Raw genomic sequence first — 20,734 nt, 5'->3', positions numbered from 1 at the left:
TTTCGACCATTCAGCGACGATCAGCAAAAGCAGCGGCCAAGTCAAGCTTCAACTGGCATGCAGCCTTGGCGGCTCAATACCTTCCGAAGGCGCTCCATATTGCCGCTTTGCGCTCGGATCTAATAAAAGCCGACAGTCAGCCTCCCACCCCATTGCCGCCAAAACAAAAACGCCCCGGCTCATCACCGGGGCGTTTCTAATTCATGTGCTGATGCCCTTAGGCGCCCGCTGCTTCCCGCACAGCGTCCTGGACCTTCTCGAAAGCCCGCACTTCGATCTGGCGGATGCGTTCGCGGCTGACGTCGTATTGCTGGGCCAGTTCTTCCAGCGTGGCCGGATTGTCCTGCAGGCGACGGGCCTGGAAGATGGCGCGCTCGCGTTCGTTGAGCACGTCCATGGCCTTGTTCAGCATGCCCATGCGCTCGGAAAACTCTTCGGTCTCGCCCAGCGTGGTTTCCTGGTCGGGCGTGTCGTCGACCAGCCAGTCCTGCCATTCCGACGAGCCTTCATCGGCCCGCATGGGGGAATTGAGCGAAGCGTCGCCCGAGAGGCGCGAATTCATCTGCACAACGTCGGCTTCGGTGACGTTGAGCGTGGTGGCGATCTGCTTGATCTGGTCGGGATGGAGCGAACCATCGTCGAGCGCGGCGATCTGGCCCTTCACCTTGCGGAGGTTGAAGAACAGGCGCTTCTGGGCAGCGGTGGTGCCGATCTTCACGAGGCTCCACGAGCGCAGCACATATTCCTGAATGGCAGCGCGGATCCACCACATGGCGTAGGTCGCCAGGCGGAAACCCTTTTCGGGCTCGAAGCGCTTGACCGCATGCATCAGGCCCACATTGCCTTCCGAGATGACCTCGGAAATCGGCAGGCCGTAGCCGCGATAGCCCATGGCGATCTTGGCCACGAGACGCAGATGGCTGGTGATGAGCTTTTGCGCCGCGCCGGGGTCGGCATGTTCCTTGTAACGCTTGGCCAGCATATATTCTTCATCCGCTTCCAGCATGGGGAATTTGCGGATTTCCTGAAGATAACGGCTGAGGCCACCCTCGGATGAGAGGACCGGAAGATTGGTTTGGGCCATGGACGCACCCCCTTTTACGGCATCCCCCGCAGCGCGCGGGCGGAAATATCGGCTGCTGTCCGCTTAGGGCACAGTGACCGATGTGAAGACAATATAGGTCGCAGTTTGGCGATTTTAAGGGGCCAAGAGAGCGAGAACGCGAAAATCGAGAGAGCGTTCCAATGGCCCGTCGCCATTCATCGTCACAATACGATAGAAGGGCGAAAAGTTCAAACACATCGCCGTGACGGGCAGCCATGCACGGCTGGCGGCACCCTTTTCGCCGCGCGCGAACGGCACTAGGGTCGCGCCATGACCGATACCACCATCCTTCCTGTCCCCGTCTTTTCGCTCCTTTGCAATGCGGCCTTCGCCCTGAGGCGTGAAGTCTTCGTCTGGGAGCAGAACGTGCCCGAGGAAGAAGAGCACGACGACTACGACCTGACCGCCACCCATTTCGTCGCTCTTGCCCAGGGCGAGGTCGTGGGCACGCTGCGGCTGGTCAGTTTGCCCGAGCACACCAAGATCGGCCGTGCGGCAGGCGTTTCGCGGCCAAGGGATTGCCCGCAAGCTCATCGTTGCGGCGATGGACCATGCGCGGACCGGCGGAGCAGAGCGCTTCTACCTCACGGCCCAATCGGACAAGCTCGGATTTTACGAGCGCCTCGGCTTTGCTGCTTTCGGCCCGGAAATCATGGATGGCGGCATGCCGCACCGGGCTATGCGCGACTATGACCGCGACAGCGCCGTGCTCGTTGATTAGCGCTTCATTAACGCATTAACCCCGGCTTGGCTGGCCAGCCATCATGCTTGCGCTATGGTGGGGCTTGTCGGCCCTCCTGCGCGTCCCATGCCGCGCCGCGGGGGGAAACAGATCGAACTGCCGCATGCCATCGAGCCGTCGGCGGTTGGAATAAAAATAACCCGTTAACCGGGAGGCGGGAGGGGCCGGCGCTGGAACAACCAGCAGCCGGCCTCTTCTTTTGGTTTCACACCCGACGAGAGAAAAGCTGCGGAACGTGTTGCGCCGGACCTGCGTTGAGCAGACATCGACGGGCCGTGCGACGCCCTACCGGCAAGTTTGACGTGCACGGCCCTGTTCACCGCAACGATGAACTCTTGGAGCTTACTATGATCCGCACTCTTCTGACCACCTCGGCCATCGCTCTGGTGCTCGGCACCGCTGCCATAGCCCAGACCACCACCACGGAAACTCCGGCCAACACCACCACCGAGGCCCCGGCGAACGAGATGGCTCCTGCCAACGAAGCCGCTCCCGCCAATGAAATGGCCCCGGCAAACGAAGCTGCCCCGGCCAATGAAGCCGCTCCGGCCAATGACGCCGCTCCGGCTGGCGATGCCATGGCTCCGGCTGCTCCGGCCGCCGATGCGACCGCTGTTGATACTGCCGAGCCCTGGGACATGTCGGCTGGCTACCTTGCCGGTGAAGGCGATGCCCTGGTTTCGGAAATCATGGGCGCAACCATTTTCTCGAGCGGCGCCGAAGACGCCGAGTCGATCGGTACCGTCAATGATCTCGTGATCTCGGTTGATGGCGAAATCCATGCCGTGGTCATCGGTGTCGGTGGCTTCCTCGGCATCGGCGAAAAGAACGTCGCCGTCGACTTCCAGTCGCTCGAATACACGGTCGCCTTCGACCAGACCGAGCGTTGGGTCCTGGCCACCACGGCCGAAGCCCTGACCGCCGCTCCGGACTTCGTCTGGGAAACCGACGAGATGGCGGTTGATCCGGCGATGGCCCCGGCTGACCCGGCCATGGCCCCTGCCGATCCGGCCGCCCCGGCTGACCCGGCCGCTCCGGCCGTGCCGCAGTAATCCGGCTCACCCCGGAAATGCAAAAGGCCCGCTTCGGCGGGCCTTTTCATTGGCTGTCGTAACGGGGCTTACTGGCGGCGGTAGCGCATTCGCGCCACTTCGTCATAGCCTTCCTGTTCGATCTTGGCCTGCTCGTCCTTTTCGCGCTGATGCTCGCGCTGGTCCAGCAGTTCGACCTTTTTCAGGTCTTCAAGCGCCTCGGCCAGCGCATCCTGCGCGGCTTCGAGCTTGCCCTTCATGTCATTGGCCGATGCCAGGAGGTTGTCGCGCCGGGTGAGGGCGGCCTTGGCAAAGGTCGAATAGGCAAAGTGGGCGACATCGGAAATGCCGGTCTTGGTGTGCTCGATTTCGATCTGCTGGTCGAGTTCGGACGCCATGCGCTCGAAGTCGGCCACCATCATCTCGATCTGCGCGACCTGGCGGCGCTTCTCGTCAACCTGGAATTTCTTGAGCCTGATGAGGCTCTCGCTGCGCGATTTCACGACCTGTACTCCTTACACACCAAGTCAGTTCCGGAGTTGCCTGCACACATCGGCCGCTCCATCAGTCCCGCGCATCCGCCTCGGCGATCAGTTGGGCCAGCATCGCATAGCCCTCCGATATCGTCGTCGTCTCGTCCCGCTGCTGGCCCAGAAACGCCTCCAGCTTCGGAAAGATGGCGATGGCGCGGTCCACGTTCGGATCTGACCCTTTCCGGTAAGCCCCCAGCCGGATCAGTTCCTCCATGTCCGAAAAAATGGACATGAGCTCGCGCGCCCGAGACAGGGTGGGCCGGACTTCCACCGGCACGCATCCTGGCATGGTCCGCGAAATGGACCGGAGCACATTGACGGCGGGGTAACGTCCCCGTTCGGCAATGCCGCGCTCCATCACGATGTGCCCGTCGAGAATACCGCGCACGGCATCCGCGATGGGCTCATTGTGATCATCACCTTCCACCAAAACGGTAAATAGACCGGTAATGGAACCGCTCGAAGGCGTTCCAGGCCCGGCGCGCTCGAGCAGCCGCGGCAATTCGGTGAAGACCGTGGGCGGATATCCCTTGGCGGTGGGCGGCTCGCCGATGGAAAGGCCGATCTCGCGCTGCGCCATGGCAAAACGGGTGAGACTGTCCATCATGCACAGCACGCGCTTGCCCTGGTCGCGGAAATATTCGGCGATCGACATCGAGATATAGGCGGCCTGCCGGCGCATCAGCGCCGCCTCGTCCGAGGTGGCGACCACCACGACGGCGCGCCGCAGGCCTTCTTCGCCCAGATACTCCTGGATGAATTCGTGCACCTCGCGGCCGCGCTCGCCGATCAGGCCAATGACGGAGACGTCGACATCGGTATTGCGGGCCAGCATCGACATCAGCACCGACTTGCCGACGCCCGAGCCGGCAAAAATGCCCATGCGCTGGCCTTCGCACATAGTGGTGAAGGTATTGAGGCACCTGACGCCCAGTTCGATGGGGTCGCCGACGCGGGTGCGGTCATGGGCGGCCAGCGGCGACTGGCGCATGGGATAGGGCATTGGGCCGCGCGGCAGCGGTCCCAGCCCGTCTATGGGCTCGCCATTGGCGTTGACGACGCGGCCCAGCCACCCTTCGGACGGATTGACCGAGCCGTCGTGGCGGCGGAACACCGCCTTGCAGCCCATGCGCACGCCGCCCAGTTCGCCAAAGGGCAGGCAAAGGGCATGGCCCCCGCGGAAGCCGATGATTTCGGCGGCGAGGTTGTTGCCGTCAGTGGTCTCGATGGTGACCCGGCCGCCGACGCGCAGCTCGCGGACCGGGCCGACGATTTCGATGAGCAGGCCCTGCACGGAGCGGACCCGGCCGAACACTTCCACGTCGTCTATGGCCTCGATGGCCGAGATCAGCGCTTTCATGCTCATCGCAGGTTCATCTGCCATTCATCCGGGGTGGCCAGGAGGGAGGCCGGGCGCCATAATTATGCTTTACGCACCGGGTCGAATCGTCGCCTGGCGCGAATCAGATGGTAACCGATCATTAACGCAAAAGCGCTATTGGCAGTGATGATCGGCGAAATGCGCCCTGTGGCCCGATTGTGGCAAAACACCCTTCAAAAGCCCGGAATGCTTGAGTCCCAAGAGTCTCTTGGAACCTTTTCTTAATGTAGTACCTTAAGAATTTTTAAGCGTATTTTACCTTGTTTTTCAGTCACTTAATATAAATTTGTCCTAACGCGCTTTGCGTATTGCGGATCAGAATTAAACTTTGTTAACTAGTTGGGCTTAGGCTTCAGTCATATCCAGTAGGGTTGGAGCGGGACGGGCAATATGGCCTTGCCTCCCGCGGGTTCCAGCAGGAACGAGTGACAAGGGGAATATAATGCGGGTACTCCTTATTGAGGACGACAGCGCTACGGCGCAGAGCATCGAACTGATGCTGAAGTCCGAAAGTTTCAACGTCTACACCACCGATCTCGGTGAGGAAGGCGTCGATCTCGGCAAGCTCTATGACTACGACATCATTCTGCTGGACCTGAACCTGCCCGACATGAGCGGTTACGAGGTCCTGCGGACACTGCGCGTGGCCAAGGTGCAGACGCCGATCCTCATTCTCTCCGGCCTCGCCGGCATCGAGGACAAGGTTCGCGGTCTCGGCTTCGGCGCCGACGACTACATGACCAAGCCGTTCCACAAGGACGAACTCGTGGCCCGCATCCACGCCATCGTCCGCCGTTCGAAGGGCCATGCCCAGTCGGTCATCTCGACCGGCGACCTCATGGTCAACCTCGATACCAAGACGGTGGAAGTGCAGGGCGCCCGCGTGCACCTGACCGGCAAGGAATACCAGATGCTGGAGCTGCTTTCGCTCCGCAAGGGCACGACCCTCACCAAGGAAATGTTCCTCAACCACCTCTATGGTGGCATGGATGAGCCGGAACTGAAGATCATCGACGTCTTCATCTGCAAGCTCAGGAAGAAGCTTTCCGTGGCGACCGGCGGCAAGAATTACATCGAGACCGTCTGGGGTCGCGGCTATGTGCTGCGCGAGCCCGACGAGAACGACGTCTACAACGAAAACGTCGCCTGATCCGTCAGGCTCCTGCTGGACGATTTTTAAACCCCGCGCCGCAAGCGCGGGGTTTTTCGTTTTCGCGTTCATCGTCACCCCACCCTCGGTCCCTCCCCATCTAGGGGAGGGAGACGCAGGCATCAGTCGCGGTGTTCATCGTCTCCCTCCCCCTTGTGGGGAGGGACTAAGGGTGGGGGTGCGAAGATCGGGAGGGGTGTTAGTTCCTGAGCAGTACCCCTCTCTAGCTTGCCAAGGCGCCATGCGCCTGGCGCCGCTACCCTCCCCTCAAGGGGAGGTGACCTCTCGCCCCGCGTCCCATCCCAAAAAACTTCGCGAAATATGTCGAATGCGCTTGGGCCGCAGCGTCGTCTCCATGAAGGCCGGACCCATCCTGGCCAAAAGGGAGTTTGAAATGATCCGCACCATTCTTCTTGCAGGAGCCCTGCTGATGACCACCCCCGCCCTCGCTCAGAGCGAACCCGTCGGCGACTATGTCGAGGTCAACGGCATGCAGATGTATTACGAAAAGTCCGGCAGCGGCGATCCGCTGATCGTCCTGCACGGCGCCTATATGAACATTCCGGCCATGGGCTCGATCATCGGGCGCCTCGCCGAGACACACACGGTCTATGCCCTCGAAACGCAGGGCCATGGCCGCACCAATGACATCGACCGCCCGATCACTTACCCCAATATGGCCGGCGACGTTGCGGCCTTCATGGATGCGGTCGGCATCGAAAAGGCCGATGTGTTCGGCTATTCCATGGGCGCGGCCACCGGCCTCCGCCTGGCTCTCGACCACCCCGAAAAGGTCGACCAGCTCATCGCCGCCTCGGTCTCCTATGACATGGAGGGGGCGCAACCCGATTTCCTCGCCATGATCCCCACCATGGTGCCGGAAATGTTCATCGGCACGCCGATGGAGGATGCCTGGAAGCAGTTTGCGCCGGATCCTGAAGCTTTTCGCCCCTTCGTCGAGCGCATGATCGCGCTGGAACACGAGCCGCTGGCCTGGGGTGACGAGGTCAAGGACCTCAAGGTGCCGGTGCTGATCATCGCCGGTGATGCCGACATGATGACGCTCGAGCATCTGGTGGACATGTTCCGGCTGCTGGGCGGCGGCCATGCAGGCGACATGGGCAATCCGCTCGCCGCCTCCCGTCTCGCTATTCTGCCGGCGACCTCGCATACGGCTGTCATCGACCAGACTGACCTGCTGATGGGGTTCATCTCGCCCTTCCTCAAGGGTGAGACGCCCAAGGGCATGTTCTGATCCGCCGTTACATCGCCGGGGCGCCAGCGCCCCGGCTTTTCCCTTGACCAATCGGCCATGACATAGATGCTCACTCCCGCCAGAATCACGGACCATCATCGGGAGGGTGGGTGCCATGAGCAATGTTGCGACTGCGGCGCGGCGGGAAACCGACCGCGCTATTGCCACCGTCTGGCGGCTCGAACAGGCGCTGCTGATCGCCGGGCTGACGCGCATGGTGCGCGACATTTCCCTCGCCGAGGAACTGGCGCAGGAAGCGCTGATGGCGGCGCTCCGCACCTGGCCCGAAACCGGCGTACCGCGCAATCCGGGCGCCTGGCTGATGCAGGCCGGCAAGCGCAAGGCCATCGACTATTTTCGCCATCGCAAAATGGCCTCGGGCAAGCTCGAAACACTGGGCCGCGACATGGAGGACGAGGTGCCTGACACCGAAACTGCCCTCCACGACCAGCTCGACGACGATGTGGGCGATGACCTCCTGCGCCTCATCTTCACCTCCTGCCATCCGGTGCTGCCGCCCGAAAGCCGGGTGGCGCTGACCCTGAGGTTGATCGGCGGCCTCTCCACCGAAGAAATCGCCCGCGCCTTTCTGGCCAATGACACGACCATCGGGCAGCGCATCGTGCGGGCCAAGCGTACCATTGCCGAAGCCGGCGTGCCGTTCGAGGTGCCGCGGGGCGAGGAGCGCGAGGAGCGGGTCTCCTCGGTGCTGGGCGTGCTCTATCTCATCTTCAACGAAGGGTATTCGGCCACGGCCGGGGAAGACTGGATGCGCCCCCAGCTCTGCGAGGAAGCCATGCGCATGGGTCGCATCCTCGTGACCCTGATCCCCGACGAATCCGAGGTCCATGGTCTCCTGGCGCTGATGGAACTGCAGCATTCGCGGTCCAAGGCCCGCACCAATGCCAAAGGCGAGCCAGTGCTGCTGCCCGACCAGAACCGGGCGCTCTGGGACCAGTTGATGATCCGACGCGGCCTTGCCGGCCTCAACCGCGCCCAGCAGATGGGCGGCATTGCCGGCCCTTATACGCTGCAGGCCGCCATTGCCGCCTGCCATGCGCGCGCCCGCAAGGCCGAGGATACAGACTGGGGGCAGATCGCTGCGCTCTACGGCCTCCTCAACCAGGTGACGCCCTCGCCGGTAATCGAACTCAACCGGGCCGTCGCCGTGTCCATGGCGCAGGGTCCGGAAGCGGCCCTGCCGATCGTCGATGGCCTGCGCAAGGCTGCGGTGCTGGAAAGCTACCACCTGCTCTATGGCGTGCGCGGCGACATCCTGCGCAAGCTCGGGCGGCACGAGGAAGCCAATGACGAATTCCGCAAGGCCGCCGGCCTGACGCGCAATGCGCGGGAAAAGGCGTTTTTGCTGAACCGCGCGGAGGCGGGGGTTTAACTCCAGCCCTCCTCGTCTCTGTGGTGAGCCACGCCGACTCCACACCCACAATGTCATCCCGGCGCAGGCCGGGATCCATCCTGATATCTCAAGATGGACCCCGGCCTGCGCCGGGCTGACAGCCGTGTGTTTGGCTGCATCGCGGGAATGACTTGCGGTTGCTGCACATGCATCTCTGCCCCCACTCCGATCGTCATTGCCCGGCTTGACCGGGCAATCCATTCATCCGCGCACGCCAAGGCAAGGTGGATCACCCGATCAAGTCTGGTGATGACGGCAAACGCGAATGCGGAGCTTTCAGGCCGCTGCGGCCTTGTCCTGGAACTTGGAAATCAGCAGCGCCTGGTCGAAAGGCTTCATCATGTAGTCATTGGCGCCGGCCTTGAGCGCCAGGGCGATGGCGCCGATGTCGTTCTCGACCGTGCAATAGATGACGCGGGGCTTTTCGCCCCCGACATAGGCACGCAGGAGTTTGAGGAATTCCAGCCCGCTCATGATCGGCATGTTCCAGTCGAGCAGGATGGCGTCAGGCATTTCCTGGCGGCACTTGTCGATGGCTTCCTGGCCGTCTTCAGCCTCGTCCACGATGTAGTCGAGATCTTCCAGGATGCGGCGCGCGACTTTGCGCACCACGCTGGAATCGTCGACGATCAGGCACGTGCGCATGAAAAAGCCCTGGGACAGGTGTGACACTTATCCCCACTATGCCGTCCAATTGGTTGGTGAAAGGTTAGCGCAGCAAAGCCAAAGCGCCGCAAACAGGTTGCGGCGCTTCCAACGGTTTTGTTTTGTGGCAGTGGTTTAGCCGAGCTCAGGCGGCTTCGGCCTTGGCCTTGGGCACGGCCGTGAAGAAGAACATGTCGTTCTCGATCCCGATATTCACCTCCATATCGGTCATGCGCGCGAGAAGGCCGGTATAGAAGGGCTGGATGCCCCGTGCGTCCACCGAGCCTTCCTCGGGCATGCCGGAAAGGAGGCCGGCCGAGCCAGACGGAACCAGCGTCTTCTGGCGCTTTTCAGGATCGCTCTTGGAGGTGAATTCGAACTTTTCCTCGCCTGCCGGGCCGGTGATCGAGGCCGTCACCACGCCGCCGCGCGGCACCGAGCCGGCCGCGATCAGCAGCATGTTCATGAAGAGCTTCGCCTTGTGCTTGGGCAAAAGGATCAGCGGCACGTTCCATTCGAGATCGGCCTTTTCGATCTCGAACAAAATGCGGGCTACGCGCTCGCATTCGCGGGTGTCGATATCGGTGCCGGCGGTCGAGGAGGCGCCATAGGCGAGGCGGGCGAATTCGAGCTTGGCGCGGCTCTGCTTGGCGGCACTGGCAATCAGGTCACGGGCGCCTTCGGCCATTTCACCCTGGCTGGGATCGGACAGAACTTCGAGCCCGTTGCCGATGGCGCCGATGGGGTTGATGAGGTCGTGGCAGACCCGCGAGCACAGCATGGCGGCGAGGTCGGTTGCCTTGAGCTCGATAATGTCCATGGCGGCAGGTCTCCGTAGGCGCCCCAGGCGGGCGGAAAGGTCGAGAATCACTCAAGGGACAATAAAGCCCAAGTCCGGCGCGGACTACCGTATCGAGAGCGTTTTGGACAAAAGCTGCCACTGCTCTTCGCCTCTGATGGCCGCGGCGTCGGGAGCGAGCAGGAAGGCCTCGCGGTTGGAGGCGGAATAAAAGAGGTAAAGCCGCTGCTTGAACACCGTGAAGATCATCGGGTCGCTGTCCGAAACGAAGCCCCGCGCCATGCTCATGGCGCCGTGCCCGCCATATTGGGGGGCGTAAATTTCCGGGTTTTTCGCGAAGACGTCGAGATTGGCGGCATTGGCGAACTGGAAGGGCGCGCCCATCCAGACAAATTCGTAATCCGGGCGGCCGGGCAGGGGAGCGGCTTCGGTGAAATAGGAAACCGGGTCCATGCCCCCCATGGCAATGCCGGTCAGCGGGTCGGTCTGTACCCAGGTCACGATCGACTGGCCGAGCGCCGGGGTCGTGGCGTGAAAGTGCCCGAAAAGCGGCAGAACAAGGGCGATCATGGTTAAGATTTGTTTAGAGGTTTGCTTCATGATGCGCCTCAATGATCGCCATGTCCGGGGCCGAGACTAGGTCGCAGACCTTAAGGTCCGGGTAACGGGGCGCGATCCCAGGGGAGATCCGACCATGTTCACGCGCCTTGCCCAGTTTGCCGCCGTTCTTGCCGCCCTCCTGGCCTTCGGCGCGCCGGCCTATGCCCAGGGTTCGCTGAGCGACACCTTTTCGGGCGAGGAACTAGTCGAGAGCGGCCATGAATTCTTCGGCTCGGCGGCGCAGGGCCTCGCCTCGGTGGTCGAGCGGGCGGTGAGCCAGTATGGCCAGCCCAACGGCTATATCCTGGGCGAGGAAGCGGGCGGCGCGCTGATCGTCGGCGCCAAATATGGTGAGGGCACGCTCTATACGCGCAATGCCGGCCAGTTCAAGATTTTCTGGCAGGGTCCGAGCATCGGTCTCGATGTCGGCGGCGACGGCTCCAAGGTAATGATGCTGGTCTATAACCTCTCATCCATCCAGGACATTCTCGGTCGCTATCCGGGCATCGATGGCTCCGCCTATGTGATCGGCGGTGTCGGCATGACCGTGACCAAGCGCGGCGATGTCGTGGTGGTGCCGATCCGTTCGGGCGTCGGCGCACGGCTGGGCATCAATGTGGGCTATCTCAACTTCACGGCCCAGCCCACCTGGAACCCCTTCTAAATCCACTGGCCGATCACTTCCTGCGCAAGCCGGGGACAAAATCCCCGGCTTTGTCGTGACGGCGGGGCCCAAACCCGTTAGGGTTAAGCAGGGCCAAAGATGGCGGCCTGCCGTCTTTGCTGCGAAAATGTCTGAGGGAAAGTCCCAAGGCGGGTGCGTCCGCGCCGCCGGAGGCTGCAAAGCATGCTGATCGAGAACATCATGTACTTCGCGCTGGGCCTGCTGGTAGCAGGTCTTGTGGCGCTCATCATCATGCCCGCGGTGTGGAAGCGGGCGGTGCGCCTCACCAAGCGCCGCATCGAGGCCGCGACCCCCATCACCATGGCCGAGTTCCGGGCCGACAAGGACCAGTTGCGGGCCGAATTCGCCCTCTCGACGCGACGGCTGGAAATGAATGTCGAGACGCTGCGCAAGCGCCTCGCCGAGCAGCTCAGCGACGTCAACCAGAAGCGCACCGATCTCGGCGTGCTCAAGGCCGAGCGGGAAAAGCACCTGGCCGTGGTGCAAGAGCTCGAGAGCCGCGAGGTCGAGTTGCGGGCCCGCATTCTGGAGCTGGAAAAGGAAGGCGCGGATCTGGGCAACCGGCTGCGCAAACGCGACCGTGAGCTCGAAACCCGGGCCGATGAAATCGAAACGCTGCGCAACAGCCTGCGCGGCGGGCTCGCCAAGGCCACGCGGATCGATGGCGTGGCGCTTTCGGGCGAATACGAAGCCGATATCGACCAGTTGACCACGGCGCTCGCCATCGAGCGCAAGCGTGCGGCCTTCCTCGAAGACCAGGCGCGCAGCCTCATCGAACGGCTGGAAAACTCCGATCGCCGCAGCGCCGAAGCCAGCGCCGCCATCGCGCAGATGCGCGATGCCCTGGCCGGACGCGACGCCCAGCGCGAGGCCGATGCCCAGGACCTGGTGGCGGCCGAGGCACGCATCGCCAGCGCCGAGAACCGGCTCAATGCGTTGCTCGCTGAAACCAGCCAGACGGTGGAAAAATCCGAGGGCCGGGTCGAGCAATTGCTGGCCGACAAGCTCTCGATGGAAGAGGAACTGGACCGGCTGCGCGACAAGGTCAGCAAGATCGAAGCCGGGATCATGGACGATTGGGAAACCGAGCGCTTCGAGGAAGCGCACCTGCGCGAAAAGCTCAACGATATTGCCGCCAGCGTCAGCCGGCTGGTTTATGCCGTCGAGCACGAGACGCCGGTCAATTCCCTGCCCGAGGAAAGTCTCTTTGATCGGGTGCAGCGTTTTGCCGATGACGGCGAGAGCGTCGATATCCTGCCGACCCCGGCCAACAGCCAGCGCGGCACGGTCTCCGATCGCCTCGCTGCCCTCAAGGAAATCCAGGGGCGGTAGGGCCCAAACACGTACGGTGCCGCCCTCGGACCTGAGCCGAGGGCCAGCCGATACATCATCGATGCTGAGAGTGGTCCTCGGGTCGAGCCCGAGGACGGCACGGGCTGGCGATGGGAATGCGGCGCAAATCCACTGTTCATCGTCACCACCCGACTTGATCGGGTGGTCCAGGCATCGGCAAAGATGGATTGCCCGGTCGAGCCGGGCAATGACGCTTAGAGAAGGATCGGGGGAGGGGTATGGACCCCGGTCTCACTCCACCCCGATGGTCACGCTGCGTTCGAGTTCGCCGGTTCCGGCATCATAGATATTGAGCAGGGTGGCGCCACCGGCCGAGAAGGTCACCTGAATGGTGCCGTCGGTATTGATCGCCGAGATCACCTCGGCCCCCTGAGGAACGGCCACGCTTTCGGCAACCGACGGCGGCGGGCTGTCGCGCATGACGCGATAGACAAGCGCGACACCAATCGCCATAAAGCCGAGCAACAGGATGCCCATGGAAACCGCGAAGGAGCGGCGGGCTTTTCCCAGCATAGCCATGGCTTCCGGCGTCAGTTCGGTGTCGGTCGAGCCGGGCGGATTTGTTTCAGGATTGCTCATGGCAGACGATACCGATTTCGAGTTTGAGGGCGAAGCCGTCGAGGTTGTGGTCGATGCCGCCATGGAAGGCGGACGGCTCGATGCGACGCTGGCCAAGGCGCATGACGCGCTGAGCCGCAGCCGCATCAAGGATCTGATCCTGTCCGGTGCCGTCACGGTGGATGGCAAGGCAGTTGCGGAACCCAAATACCGGCTCAAGGCCGGGGAGACAATCGTCCTTCTTGCCCCACCCCCAGAGGATCCCGATCCGCAGCCGGAAGATATTCCGCTCGATATCCTCTACGAAGACGAGCACCTGATCGTCATCAACAAGCCGGTGGGCATGGTCGTCCACCCCGCACCCGGCTCGCCCGCGGGCACGCTGGTCAATGCGCTGATCTTTCATTGTGGCGACAGCCTCAAGGGCATTGGCGGGGTCAAGCGCCCCGGCATCGTCCATCGGCTGGACAAGGATACGTCGGGCGTCATGGTCGCGGCCAAGACCGACCAGGCGCACAAGCACCTTTCCGAACAATTCGCCGACCATGGCCGCACCGGCCCGCTGCATCGCGCCTATATCGCCTATGCCTGGGGCTCCACCCAGTCGGGCATGGGCACGGTCGATGCGCCGCTCGGGCGCGATCCGGGCAACCGGCTCAAGCAGGCGGTGCTGAAAAGCGGCCGCGAGGCCATCACCCATTATGCGGTGGAAGCCCGTTTTGGCGACAAGGGCTGGGACATTACCCGCATCCAGTGCCAGCTCGAAACCGGTCGCACGCATCAGATCCGCGTGCACATGGCTCATATTGGCCATCCGCTGGTTTCGGACCTGCTTTATGCGCCCGGCTTTGCCACCAAGGTCAACAAGCTGCCCGAGCCGGTCGCCGCCGCCGTCCAGGCGCTGGGCCGCCAGGCCCTCCACGCGGCCGAACTGGGCTTCGAGCACCCCGCCACCGGCGAGGAAATGATGTTCGAGGCCGAGCTGCCGGAGGACCTGCAGGCCCTCGAAGAGGCGCTCGAGCCCTACGACCAGGTTACTCGACGCTCGTAAGCCGGTCGAGCTGGTCGAGAACCGGCGCCTGGTGCACCAGCATGTTGATGAAGGCCAGCTTGTCGATCACCCCCTGGCTCAGCACAAAGGGATAGGCGTCCGGCTGGCCGATGGCGCGATTGAGGTTGTTGAGCAGCGAGGCCAGCGGGATCCAGTTGTCGATAATGGTCGCCATGTCGGGCTCGAGATAGGGGTCGAAGGTCACCGGCGGCAGCGTCAGGGCCTCGTCGCCGGTGCGGGGCCGGGCCCGGATGCCAAAGGCGGCGGCCATTTCCACCGTGTCGATGATGTGCAGGAGATGCGCAAAGCTCTCGGCGAAATCCTCCCACGGGTGGGCCGTGGCATAGGCGCTGATATGGGTGTCCATCCAGCCAAGCGGCGCGCCATTGGCGTAATAGGCCTTGAGCGCTTCGCCATAGTCGGCGCGCTCGTCGCCAAAGAGGGCGCGGAACGGCTCCTGGGCCGGCTGGCCGTCCACCAGCAGGTCCCAATAATGGTGGCCGATCTCGTGCCGGAAATGCCCCAGCAGCGTGCGGTAAGGCTCGTTCATGCTGGTGCGGCGATATTCGCGTTCGGCATCATCGGCTTCGCTCAATGCGATGGTGATGATGCCGCTGTCATGGCCGGTCATCACCCGCTCGGCCGACGTTTCGCCATCGGCCAGAAAGCGGAAGGCGAGGCCGTGCTCGGGGTTTTCGGCGCGCGTTTCGAGCGGCAGGCCAAGGCGGATCAGCGAGTAGACGAGGCGTTTCTTGGCTCGCTCGATAGTCTGCCAGCGCGTGAGATTGGCGGGATCGCCGATATCGGGGATGGTGTCGTTGTGGCGACAGGCGGCGCAGTAATATGCGCCGTCGTTGCCGGCCTCGATCAGCCAGTTACAGGCGCCATGCGCCGCATTGGCGCAGTAGAGGAAGCGCTTGCCCGGAAAAGCGGGGCTGATCCAGGCGCCGTTGTCATCTTCGAGGGAAATGAGCGCGCCATGCTCGGGCACAAAACCCAGCGCGTGGCCGCAGCGCTCGCAGACGGCATTCTCGAAATAGAGCGTATTGCCGCAATGGTCGCAGGAAAATAGCCGCATCGTCGTCCCCATGTCCTGCGGCCACAATGCGCTGGGTCACATTGCCGTTCCGGCTGCAACTGCCGGCACGGCGGCACGTTGCAGTTCCATCAGAGGAGGACTACGCCATGCACACCCTGGACGAGGACAAAATCCGCGACCGCGCCTTCCAGCTTTGGGACAAGGCCGGCCAGCCCGAGGGGCGCGAGCAGGAATTCTGGTACGACGCCGAGCGCGAACTGGCTGAAGAAGAAATGGTGGACACTTCCGCCGAGGCTTCGGTGCTCGACATCCCGCCGGTTGTGCCCGGCCGACTAAGCTAAGCTCGGCACTGGCGCTTCCTGATGGTGCGGGGCATAGTCGCGCCGACCGCCAGGGAGCGTCCGTATGAAGATCAACCAAGCTTTCCGCGAGGATGCGGGTCGCGCAGTTCTGTGCTGGCTGGCGACCGTCAGTGCCGACGGTCAACCCAATGTCACACCCAAGGAACTCTTCGCCATCCATGACGACGAGACCTTGCTGATCGCCGATATCCTCTCGACCAACAGCGTGCGCAATATCCGGGGCAACCCCAAGGTCTGCGTCAGCTTTGTCGACGTTTTTGCGCAACGGGGGTTCAAGGTGGAGGGCATGGCGCGTGTCGTTGCGCCCGACGAGCCAGACTTCAGCCAGTTCGGCGCGCCGCTGGTGACGCTAGCAGGCGAGGCGTTTCCGGTGCGCCACGCCATTGTGGTGTCCATCGCCCGCATTTCGCGCATCTGGGCACCCAGCTACAGCCTCGTGCCGGAACGCACCGACGCTGAGCGCCAAGCCGAAGCCTATCGAAGCTATGGCGTCATACCGGGCGCCGGGACCTGAAGCCGGCTGGTGCCCGTCTATGCCTGTCTCGTGGACAGCCACCATGTCGTGCCGGACGGATCGACGATACCGCCCCTCAAATCCGGGTCGTCCTTCCGCACCGGTTTCTGCACCGCCTTGCCGCCGGCCTGTCGCGCCTTTTCGAAGCTGGCGAGCACATCGGGCACATAGACATGAACATGCTGGACGGCGCCAGAACCTTTCCACTCGCCAAACATCAGCACGGTATCGTCGATCCACACTTCCGCATGGGCGACGCTTCCGTCCTCTCCGTGATGTACGGCATGGGGCTCGGCATCGAAGACCGCCTTGATGAAGGCGAGAGTCGCCTGCGCATTATCGACGATCAAGTAGGGCGAGACGCTGGTATAGCCTTGGGGCTTGTACATGGTGTCCTCCGTGTCGCCAGCATAATGCGCCCGACAAGGCCGCAGTTCAAAGCCCGGACCATCTCACGTCCTACTGAGTTGTGACCCGGTCGCCTTCATACCCGCCGGGGTGACACCTGAATGGGATAGTTGAACTCGACCCTCACGCGTCCTAGACGCTGCCCACGGTCTTGAGCCGGATGCGCGGATGCACTTCGTTCTGACTCATGACCACGGTCTGCGGCCGGAAGCGTTCGATGATCGAGCGGACATGCGGGCGGATGGCGGGTGAGGTGATCAGCACCGGCAATTCGCCCATCTGCGCCGCACGCTCGAACGAGGACTGCACCGCGCCGATGAACTGCTGCAGCTTGCTCGGCGCCATGGCGAGATGCCGGTTGTCGCCGTCGCCGGCCATGGCCTCGGCAAAATCGCGCTCCCATTGCGGCGACAGGGTGAGGAGCGGCAGGTTGCCGTCAGGGCCGACATTGGCGGCGCAGATCTGGCGCGCCAGGCGCGAGCGCACGTGTTCGGTGATGGTCTGCACGGAGCGGCCATTGCCGGCGATTTCGGCCACGGCTTCGAGGATCGACGAGAGGTCGCGGATGGAAATGCGCTCGGTCAGCAGCGCCTGCAGCACGCGCTGCAGGCCCGATACGGTAATCTGGCCGGGCACGATGTCTTCCACCAGCTTCTGCTGGTCCTTGGGCAGGCCCGTCAGCAGACTCTGCACATTGGCATAGCTCAGAAGGTCGGCGACATTGGCCTTCAGCACCTCGGTCAGGTGGGTGGAAATCACCGTCGAGGGATCGATGATGGAAAGGCCGCGCAGCTCGGCTTCGTCGCGCAAAGCCGGCTCGATCCAGGTGGCGGGCAGGCCGAAGGTGGGTTCGGTCGTGTGGTTGCCCGGCAGGTCGATCGGGTTGCCATAAGGGTCCATGACCATGAGCTGGTTGGCATAGATCTGGCCAGAGCCGGCTTCGACTTCCTTGATGCGCACCTTGTAGTCGTTGGGCTCGAGCTGCATGTTGTCGAGAATGCGCACCGGCGGCATGACGAAGCCGAGTTCGAGCGCCAGCTGGCGCCTCAGCGCCTTGATCTGCTCGGTCAGGCGATCCTGGCCGTTGGCGTCTTCCTTGACGAGGCTCAGGAGACCATAGCCCAGTTCAAGCTTGAGATCGTCGATCTTGAGGCTGTCGGTGATCGGCGGTTCGCTGGCCTGCGGGGGCGGGGCGGCCTTGGCCACTTCCTGCGCCTTTTCCTCGACCTGCTTGACCGCCTTGGTCTGGCTGGCCCGCCAGGCGACGTAGCCGATGCCGCCTGCCAGCGCCATGAAGGGAATGAACGGCATGCCGGGCAGGAAGGCGAGGGCGCCCATGACCGCAGCGGACATGCCCAGGGCGCGCGGGTAGCCGGTGAACTGGGCCGTCAGTGCCTTGTCGGCGGCGCCGGCCACACCGGACTTGGAGACGAGGATACCGGCTGCGGTCGAGACGATCAGCGCCGGGATCTGGCTGACGAGGCCGTCGCCGATGGTCAGCAGCGTATAGACATTGCCCGCTTCCTGGAAGGAAAGGCCCTGCTGCATGATGCCGATCAGCATGCCGGCGGAAATGTTGATGAAGGTGATGATAAGGCCGGCAATGGCGTCGCCGCGCACGAATTTGGACGCACCGTCCATGTTACCGAAAAAGGCGCTTTCGCCTTCCAGTTCGGCGCGGCGCTTCTTGGCCGTGTCCTCGTCGATGAGGCCCGCCGAAAGGTCGGCGTCGATTGCCATCTGCTTGCCGGGCATGGCGTCGAGGCTGAAGCGCGCCGCGACTTCCGCGATACGGCCCGAACCCTTGGTGATGACGATGAAGTTCACGATCACGAGGATGATGAAGATCACCGTACCGATGATGAAATTGCCGCGGGTGATGAAGTTGCCGAAAGCCTCGATGACGTGTCCGGCGGCGCTGTGGCCGTTGTGGCCTTCGCTCAGAATAAGGCGGGTGGTGGCGAGGTTGAGGCCCAGCCGCAGCATGGTGGCAATCAGCAGCACGGTCGGAAAGGACGAGAATTCCAGCGGCTTCTGGATGAACAGCGAGGTCATGAGGATCATGACCGAGAAGACGATCGAGATCGCCAGCAGCACGTCCACCAGCAGCGGCGGCAGCGGCACGATCAGGATGACGATCAGCCCCATCACGCCCGTGGCGAGCGCAATGTCGCCCGAGCGCAGGGTCGTCAGAACCTGATTGACGCTGGGCAGCTTGAAGCCCGGCCTGCCGCTGGATGGGATGTCGGTCATTTGCTCATCGAGCTTTCGTCTGGCGCCTCCCTCCCCCTTGAGGGGAGGGAATGAGGGTGGGGGTAGTTTGTCGTACCGCCGATGGACCCCCACCCCCGACCCCTCCCCTCAGGGGGGAGGGGAGCAGGAGGTCCCGGCACATGAACTATGCCGCCCCGCGCTTTTCGCCGGGCTCGGGCACATGGACGCCTTCGTCGGAATACTGGTTGAGCTTGTTCCGGAGCGTCCGGATGGAGATGCCCAGGATGTTGGCCGCGTGGGTGCGGTTGCCCAGGGTGTGGTCCAGCGTATCGAGGATCAGGTCGCGCTCCACATCGGCCACGGTGCGGCCGACAAGGGCGCGGTTCATGGCTTCGGCGGTCTGGGCCAGTTGCGCGGCCGGCGAGGCGGCGCGGGCCGCTTCGGCAAGGCCCATGCCGTCGGGCAGCACGATGGCGTCGGGGCCGATGACATCGCCCGAGGAGAGCAGCACGGCGCGATGGAGGGTGTTTTCCAGCTCGCGCACATTGCCGGGCCACGGCGCCTTCACCAGCGCATCGCGAGCCTCGGCCGAGAGGCTGCGCGGGGGCAGGCCATTGGCCTTGGCATATTTGGCGACGAAGTGCTCGGAGAGGGCAATGACGTCACCCGGCCGGTCGCGCAGGGCCGGAAGCTTGAGGTTGACGACGTTGAGCCGGAACAGCAGGTCCTCGCGGAAACTGCCTTCGCGCACCGCCTCGGTGAGATTGCGGTTGGAGGTGGCGAGGATGCGAATATCCACCGGCACGGGCTTGGTGCCGCCGACGCGGTCGATGACGCGCTCCTGGATAGCGCGCAGGAGCTTCGCCTGCAGGCGCACATCCATTTCCGAGATTTCGTCGAGCAGCAGCGTGCCGCCCGAGGCTTCCTCGAACTTGCCGATGCGGCGGGCAATGGCGCCGGTAAAGGCACCCTTTTCATGGCCGAACAGCTCGCTCTCCAGCAGCGCTTCGGGAATGGCGGCGCAGTTGACCGAGATGAACGGCTTTGAGGCGCGCTTGCTCCGCGCATGCACATATTTGGCGACGACTTCCTTGCCGGTGCCGCTTTCCCCGGTAATGAGGATCGAGGCTTCCGAACCGGCGATCTGCTCGGCCATGCGCACGACGCGCTCCATGGCCGGATCGCGATAAAGGAAGTCCGAGCTTTCGCGGGCCACGGCGGCGATGACGGCGGCGATGAGCTCGGCATCGGGCGGCAGGGGGATATATTCCTTGGCGCCGGCGCGGATGGCGTTGACGGCGGCCGCGGCATTGGTCTCGACGCCGCAGGCGACCACCGGAATGGCGATGCGTTCGGCCTCGAGCCCGGCGATCAGCCCGGCAATGTCCATCATCACGTCGACCAGCAGCAGGTCGGCGCCCTTGCCGGCGCGGAGGGCGGCGAGGGCGATTTCGATGGACGGGGCATGGGCGACCTTGGCGCCGCCATCCATGGCCATCTTGGTTGCGGTGGAGAGCTGGCCTTCAAGGGCTCCGATGATGAGCAAACGCATGTTCGGCTCCCTTACTGCGGCTTGATGATTTCGGTCATGGTGACGCCGAGCCGGTCTTCGACCAGCACGATTTCACCACGGGCGACCAGGCGGTCATTGATGAAAATCTCCACCGCCTCGCCGACCTGACGGTCGAGTTCGATGACGGTGCCGGTATCGAGCTTCAGGAGGCTCGAGACCGGCATCTTGGTGCGGCCGAGGACAACCGAGACGCGCACCGGCACGTCGAACACCGCTTCGAGATCGGCGGCAGTGCGCTCGATATAGCCTTCGCCGCGCGCCTCGCGATCGGGCGCATCCATCTCGCTCAGGCTGAAGCCTTCGGCGGCAGTGATGTCGTCTT

Annotated in this window: 22 protein-coding genes and 1 pseudogene; 11 read left to right on the top strand and 12 right to left on the bottom strand. The window is 63.3% G+C overall.

What is annotated here, in order from left to right; genetic code table 11:
- Positions 1-200: hypothetical protein (locus JEQ47_RS20510; RefSeq protein WP_210338071.1), on the top strand; the 200-nt coding region annotated here is incomplete at its 5' end.
- 17 nt (positions 201-217) lie between these two features.
- Here the strand turns inward: JEQ47_RS20510 and rpoH are convergent.
- The gene (gene rpoH, locus JEQ47_RS19815) at positions 218-1,084 is read right to left on the bottom strand and encodes an RNA polymerase sigma factor RpoH (protein ID WP_198878173.1); all 867 of its coding nucleotides are present in this window, start codon (positions 1,082-1,084) and stop codon (positions 218-220) included.
- A gap of 291 nt (positions 1,085-1,375) precedes the next feature.
- On the opposite strand from rpoH, the pseudogene JEQ47_RS19810 reads away from it, so the two are divergent.
- Both JEQ47_RS19810 and JEQ47_RS19805 read left to right on the top strand, forming a co-directional pair.
- Positions 1,376-1,826 (top strand): annotated as a pseudogene (locus tag JEQ47_RS19810) (GNAT family N-acetyltransferase).
- Between the two features lie 368 nt (positions 1,827-2,194).
- On the top strand, positions 2,195-2,899 hold the full coding sequence (locus tag JEQ47_RS19805) for a PRC-barrel domain-containing protein (protein ID WP_198878172.1): 705 nt from the start codon (positions 2,195-2,197) through the stop codon (positions 2,897-2,899).
- Positions 2,900-2,967: 68 nt separating this feature from the next.
- On the opposite strand, the gene fliJ is transcribed toward JEQ47_RS19805, so the two are convergent.
- Together fliJ and fliI are read right to left on the bottom strand one after the other, a co-directional pair.
- Entirely contained in the window at positions 2,968-3,381 is a 414-nt protein-coding gene (fliJ, locus tag JEQ47_RS19800; protein WP_198878171.1) for a flagellar export protein FliJ, read from the bottom strand.
- A 61-nt stretch (positions 3,382-3,442) separates the two neighbouring features.
- Positions 3,443-4,771, bottom strand: a complete 1,329-nt coding sequence (gene fliI / locus JEQ47_RS19795) for a flagellar protein export ATPase FliI (RefSeq protein WP_198878181.1) — start codon at positions 4,769-4,771, stop codon at positions 3,443-3,445.
- Between the two features lie 463 nt (positions 4,772-5,234).
- Between fliI and ctrA the strand changes: the two genes are divergently transcribed.
- The 3 genes from ctrA to JEQ47_RS19780 all read left to right on the top strand — a co-directional run bounded on the left by ctrA (position 5,235) and on the right by JEQ47_RS19780 (position 8,590).
- Complete coding sequence (gene ctrA / locus JEQ47_RS19790; protein ID WP_198878170.1) at positions 5,235-5,942, top strand: response regulator transcription factor CtrA; 708 nt, start codon at positions 5,235-5,237, stop codon at positions 5,940-5,942.
- Between the two features lie 430 nt (positions 5,943-6,372).
- Complete coding sequence (locus JEQ47_RS19785) at positions 6,373-7,197, top strand: alpha/beta fold hydrolase (RefSeq protein WP_236021001.1); 825 nt, start codon at positions 6,373-6,375, stop codon at positions 7,195-7,197.
- Positions 7,198-7,312: 115 nt separating this feature from the next.
- A complete protein-coding gene (locus JEQ47_RS19780) occupies positions 7,313-8,590 on the top strand; it encodes an RNA polymerase sigma factor (RefSeq protein ID WP_198878168.1) in 1,278 nt (425 codons plus the stop codon).
- A gap of 297 nt (positions 8,591-8,887) precedes the next feature.
- On the opposite strand, the gene JEQ47_RS19775 is transcribed toward JEQ47_RS19780, so the two are convergent.
- The 3 genes from JEQ47_RS19775 to JEQ47_RS19765 form a co-directional block, all read right to left on the bottom strand.
- A complete protein-coding gene (locus JEQ47_RS19775; RefSeq protein WP_198878167.1) occupies positions 8,888-9,256 on the bottom strand; it encodes a response regulator in 369 nt (122 codons plus the stop codon).
- A 145-nt stretch (positions 9,257-9,401) separates the two neighbouring features.
- Complete coding sequence (chpT, locus tag JEQ47_RS19770; RefSeq protein WP_198878166.1) at positions 9,402-10,076, bottom strand: histidine phosphotransferase ChpT; 675 nt, start codon at positions 10,074-10,076, stop codon at positions 9,402-9,404.
- An 84-nt stretch (positions 10,077-10,160) separates the two neighbouring features.
- Positions 10,161-10,625, bottom strand: coding sequence for a YHS domain-containing (seleno)protein (locus tag JEQ47_RS19765; protein WP_198878165.1), 465 nt, complete (start codon positions 10,623-10,625; stop codon positions 10,161-10,163).
- A 124-nt stretch (positions 10,626-10,749) separates the two neighbouring features.
- Between JEQ47_RS19765 and JEQ47_RS19760 the strand changes: the two genes are divergently transcribed.
- Positions 10,750-11,319, top strand: a complete 570-nt coding sequence (locus tag JEQ47_RS19760) for a DUF1134 domain-containing protein (RefSeq protein WP_198878164.1) — start codon at positions 10,750-10,752, stop codon at positions 11,317-11,319.
- Between the two features lie 186 nt (positions 11,320-11,505).
- A complete protein-coding gene (locus tag JEQ47_RS19755; protein ID WP_407931796.1) occupies positions 11,506-12,672 on the top strand; it encodes a coiled-coil domain-containing protein in 1,167 nt (388 codons plus the stop codon).
- Between the two features lie 252 nt (positions 12,673-12,924).
- Here the strand turns inward: JEQ47_RS19755 and JEQ47_RS19750 are convergent, their stop codons facing one another.
- Complete coding sequence (locus JEQ47_RS19750; RefSeq protein WP_198878162.1) at positions 12,925-13,272, bottom strand: DUF6476 family protein; 348 nt, start codon at positions 13,270-13,272, stop codon at positions 12,925-12,927.
- Here JEQ47_RS19750 and JEQ47_RS19745 point away from each other — a divergent pair.
- Entirely contained in the window at positions 13,271-14,302 is a 1,032-nt protein-coding gene (locus tag JEQ47_RS19745) for an RluA family pseudouridine synthase (protein ID WP_198878161.1), read from the top strand. The genes JEQ47_RS19750 and JEQ47_RS19745 overlap by 2 nt on opposite strands.
- Here JEQ47_RS19745 and JEQ47_RS19740 read toward each other — a convergent pair.
- Positions 14,286-15,380, bottom strand: coding sequence for a zinc-binding metallopeptidase family protein (locus JEQ47_RS19740; RefSeq protein ID WP_198878160.1), 1,095 nt, complete (start codon positions 15,378-15,380; stop codon positions 14,286-14,288). The two genes, JEQ47_RS19745 and JEQ47_RS19740, sit on opposite strands and share 17 nt — an antisense overlap.
- Positions 15,381-15,487: 107 nt before the next feature.
- On the opposite strand from JEQ47_RS19740, the gene JEQ47_RS19735 reads away from it, so the two are divergent.
- Together JEQ47_RS19735 and JEQ47_RS19730 are read left to right on the top strand one after the other, a co-directional pair.
- On the top strand, positions 15,488-15,682 hold the full coding sequence (locus JEQ47_RS19735; RefSeq protein WP_198878159.1) for a DUF2934 domain-containing protein: 195 nt from the start codon (positions 15,488-15,490) through the stop codon (positions 15,680-15,682).
- Positions 15,683-15,746: 64 nt separating this feature from the next.
- Positions 15,747-16,217, top strand: coding sequence for a pyridoxamine 5'-phosphate oxidase family protein (locus JEQ47_RS19730; protein ID WP_198878158.1), 471 nt, complete (start codon positions 15,747-15,749; stop codon positions 16,215-16,217).
- 17 nt (positions 16,218-16,234) lie between these two features.
- Here the strand turns inward: JEQ47_RS19730 and JEQ47_RS19725 are convergent, their stop codons facing one another.
- The 4 genes from JEQ47_RS19725 to fliN form a co-directional block, all read right to left on the bottom strand.
- Complete coding sequence (locus JEQ47_RS19725) at positions 16,235-16,606, bottom strand: VOC family protein (protein ID WP_198878157.1); 372 nt, start codon at positions 16,604-16,606, stop codon at positions 16,235-16,237.
- A gap of 151 nt (positions 16,607-16,757) precedes the next feature.
- Complete coding sequence (gene flhA, locus JEQ47_RS19720; protein ID WP_198878156.1) at positions 16,758-18,878, bottom strand: flagellar biosynthesis protein FlhA; 2,121 nt, start codon at positions 18,876-18,878, stop codon at positions 16,758-16,760.
- A 145-nt stretch (positions 18,879-19,023) separates the two neighbouring features.
- On the bottom strand, positions 19,024-20,391 hold the full coding sequence (gene flbD, locus JEQ47_RS19715; RefSeq protein WP_198878155.1) for a sigma-54-dependent transcriptional regulator FlbD: 1,368 nt from the start codon (positions 20,389-20,391) through the stop codon (positions 19,024-19,026).
- Between the two features lie 11 nt (positions 20,392-20,402).
- On the bottom strand, positions 20,403-20,693 hold the full coding sequence (gene fliN, locus JEQ47_RS19710; protein WP_236021015.1) for a flagellar motor switch protein FliN: 291 nt from the start codon (positions 20,691-20,693) through the stop codon (positions 20,403-20,405).
- Between the last annotated feature and the right edge of the window lie 41 nt (positions 20,694-20,734).

The organism is Devosia sediminis, from assembly GCF_016411825.1.
GTDB lineage: Bacteria > Pseudomonadota > Alphaproteobacteria > Rhizobiales > Devosiaceae > Devosia > Devosia sediminis.
Note: the sequence above shows the minus strand (reverse complement) of the source record. Positions and strands in the feature narration are given on the sequence as shown.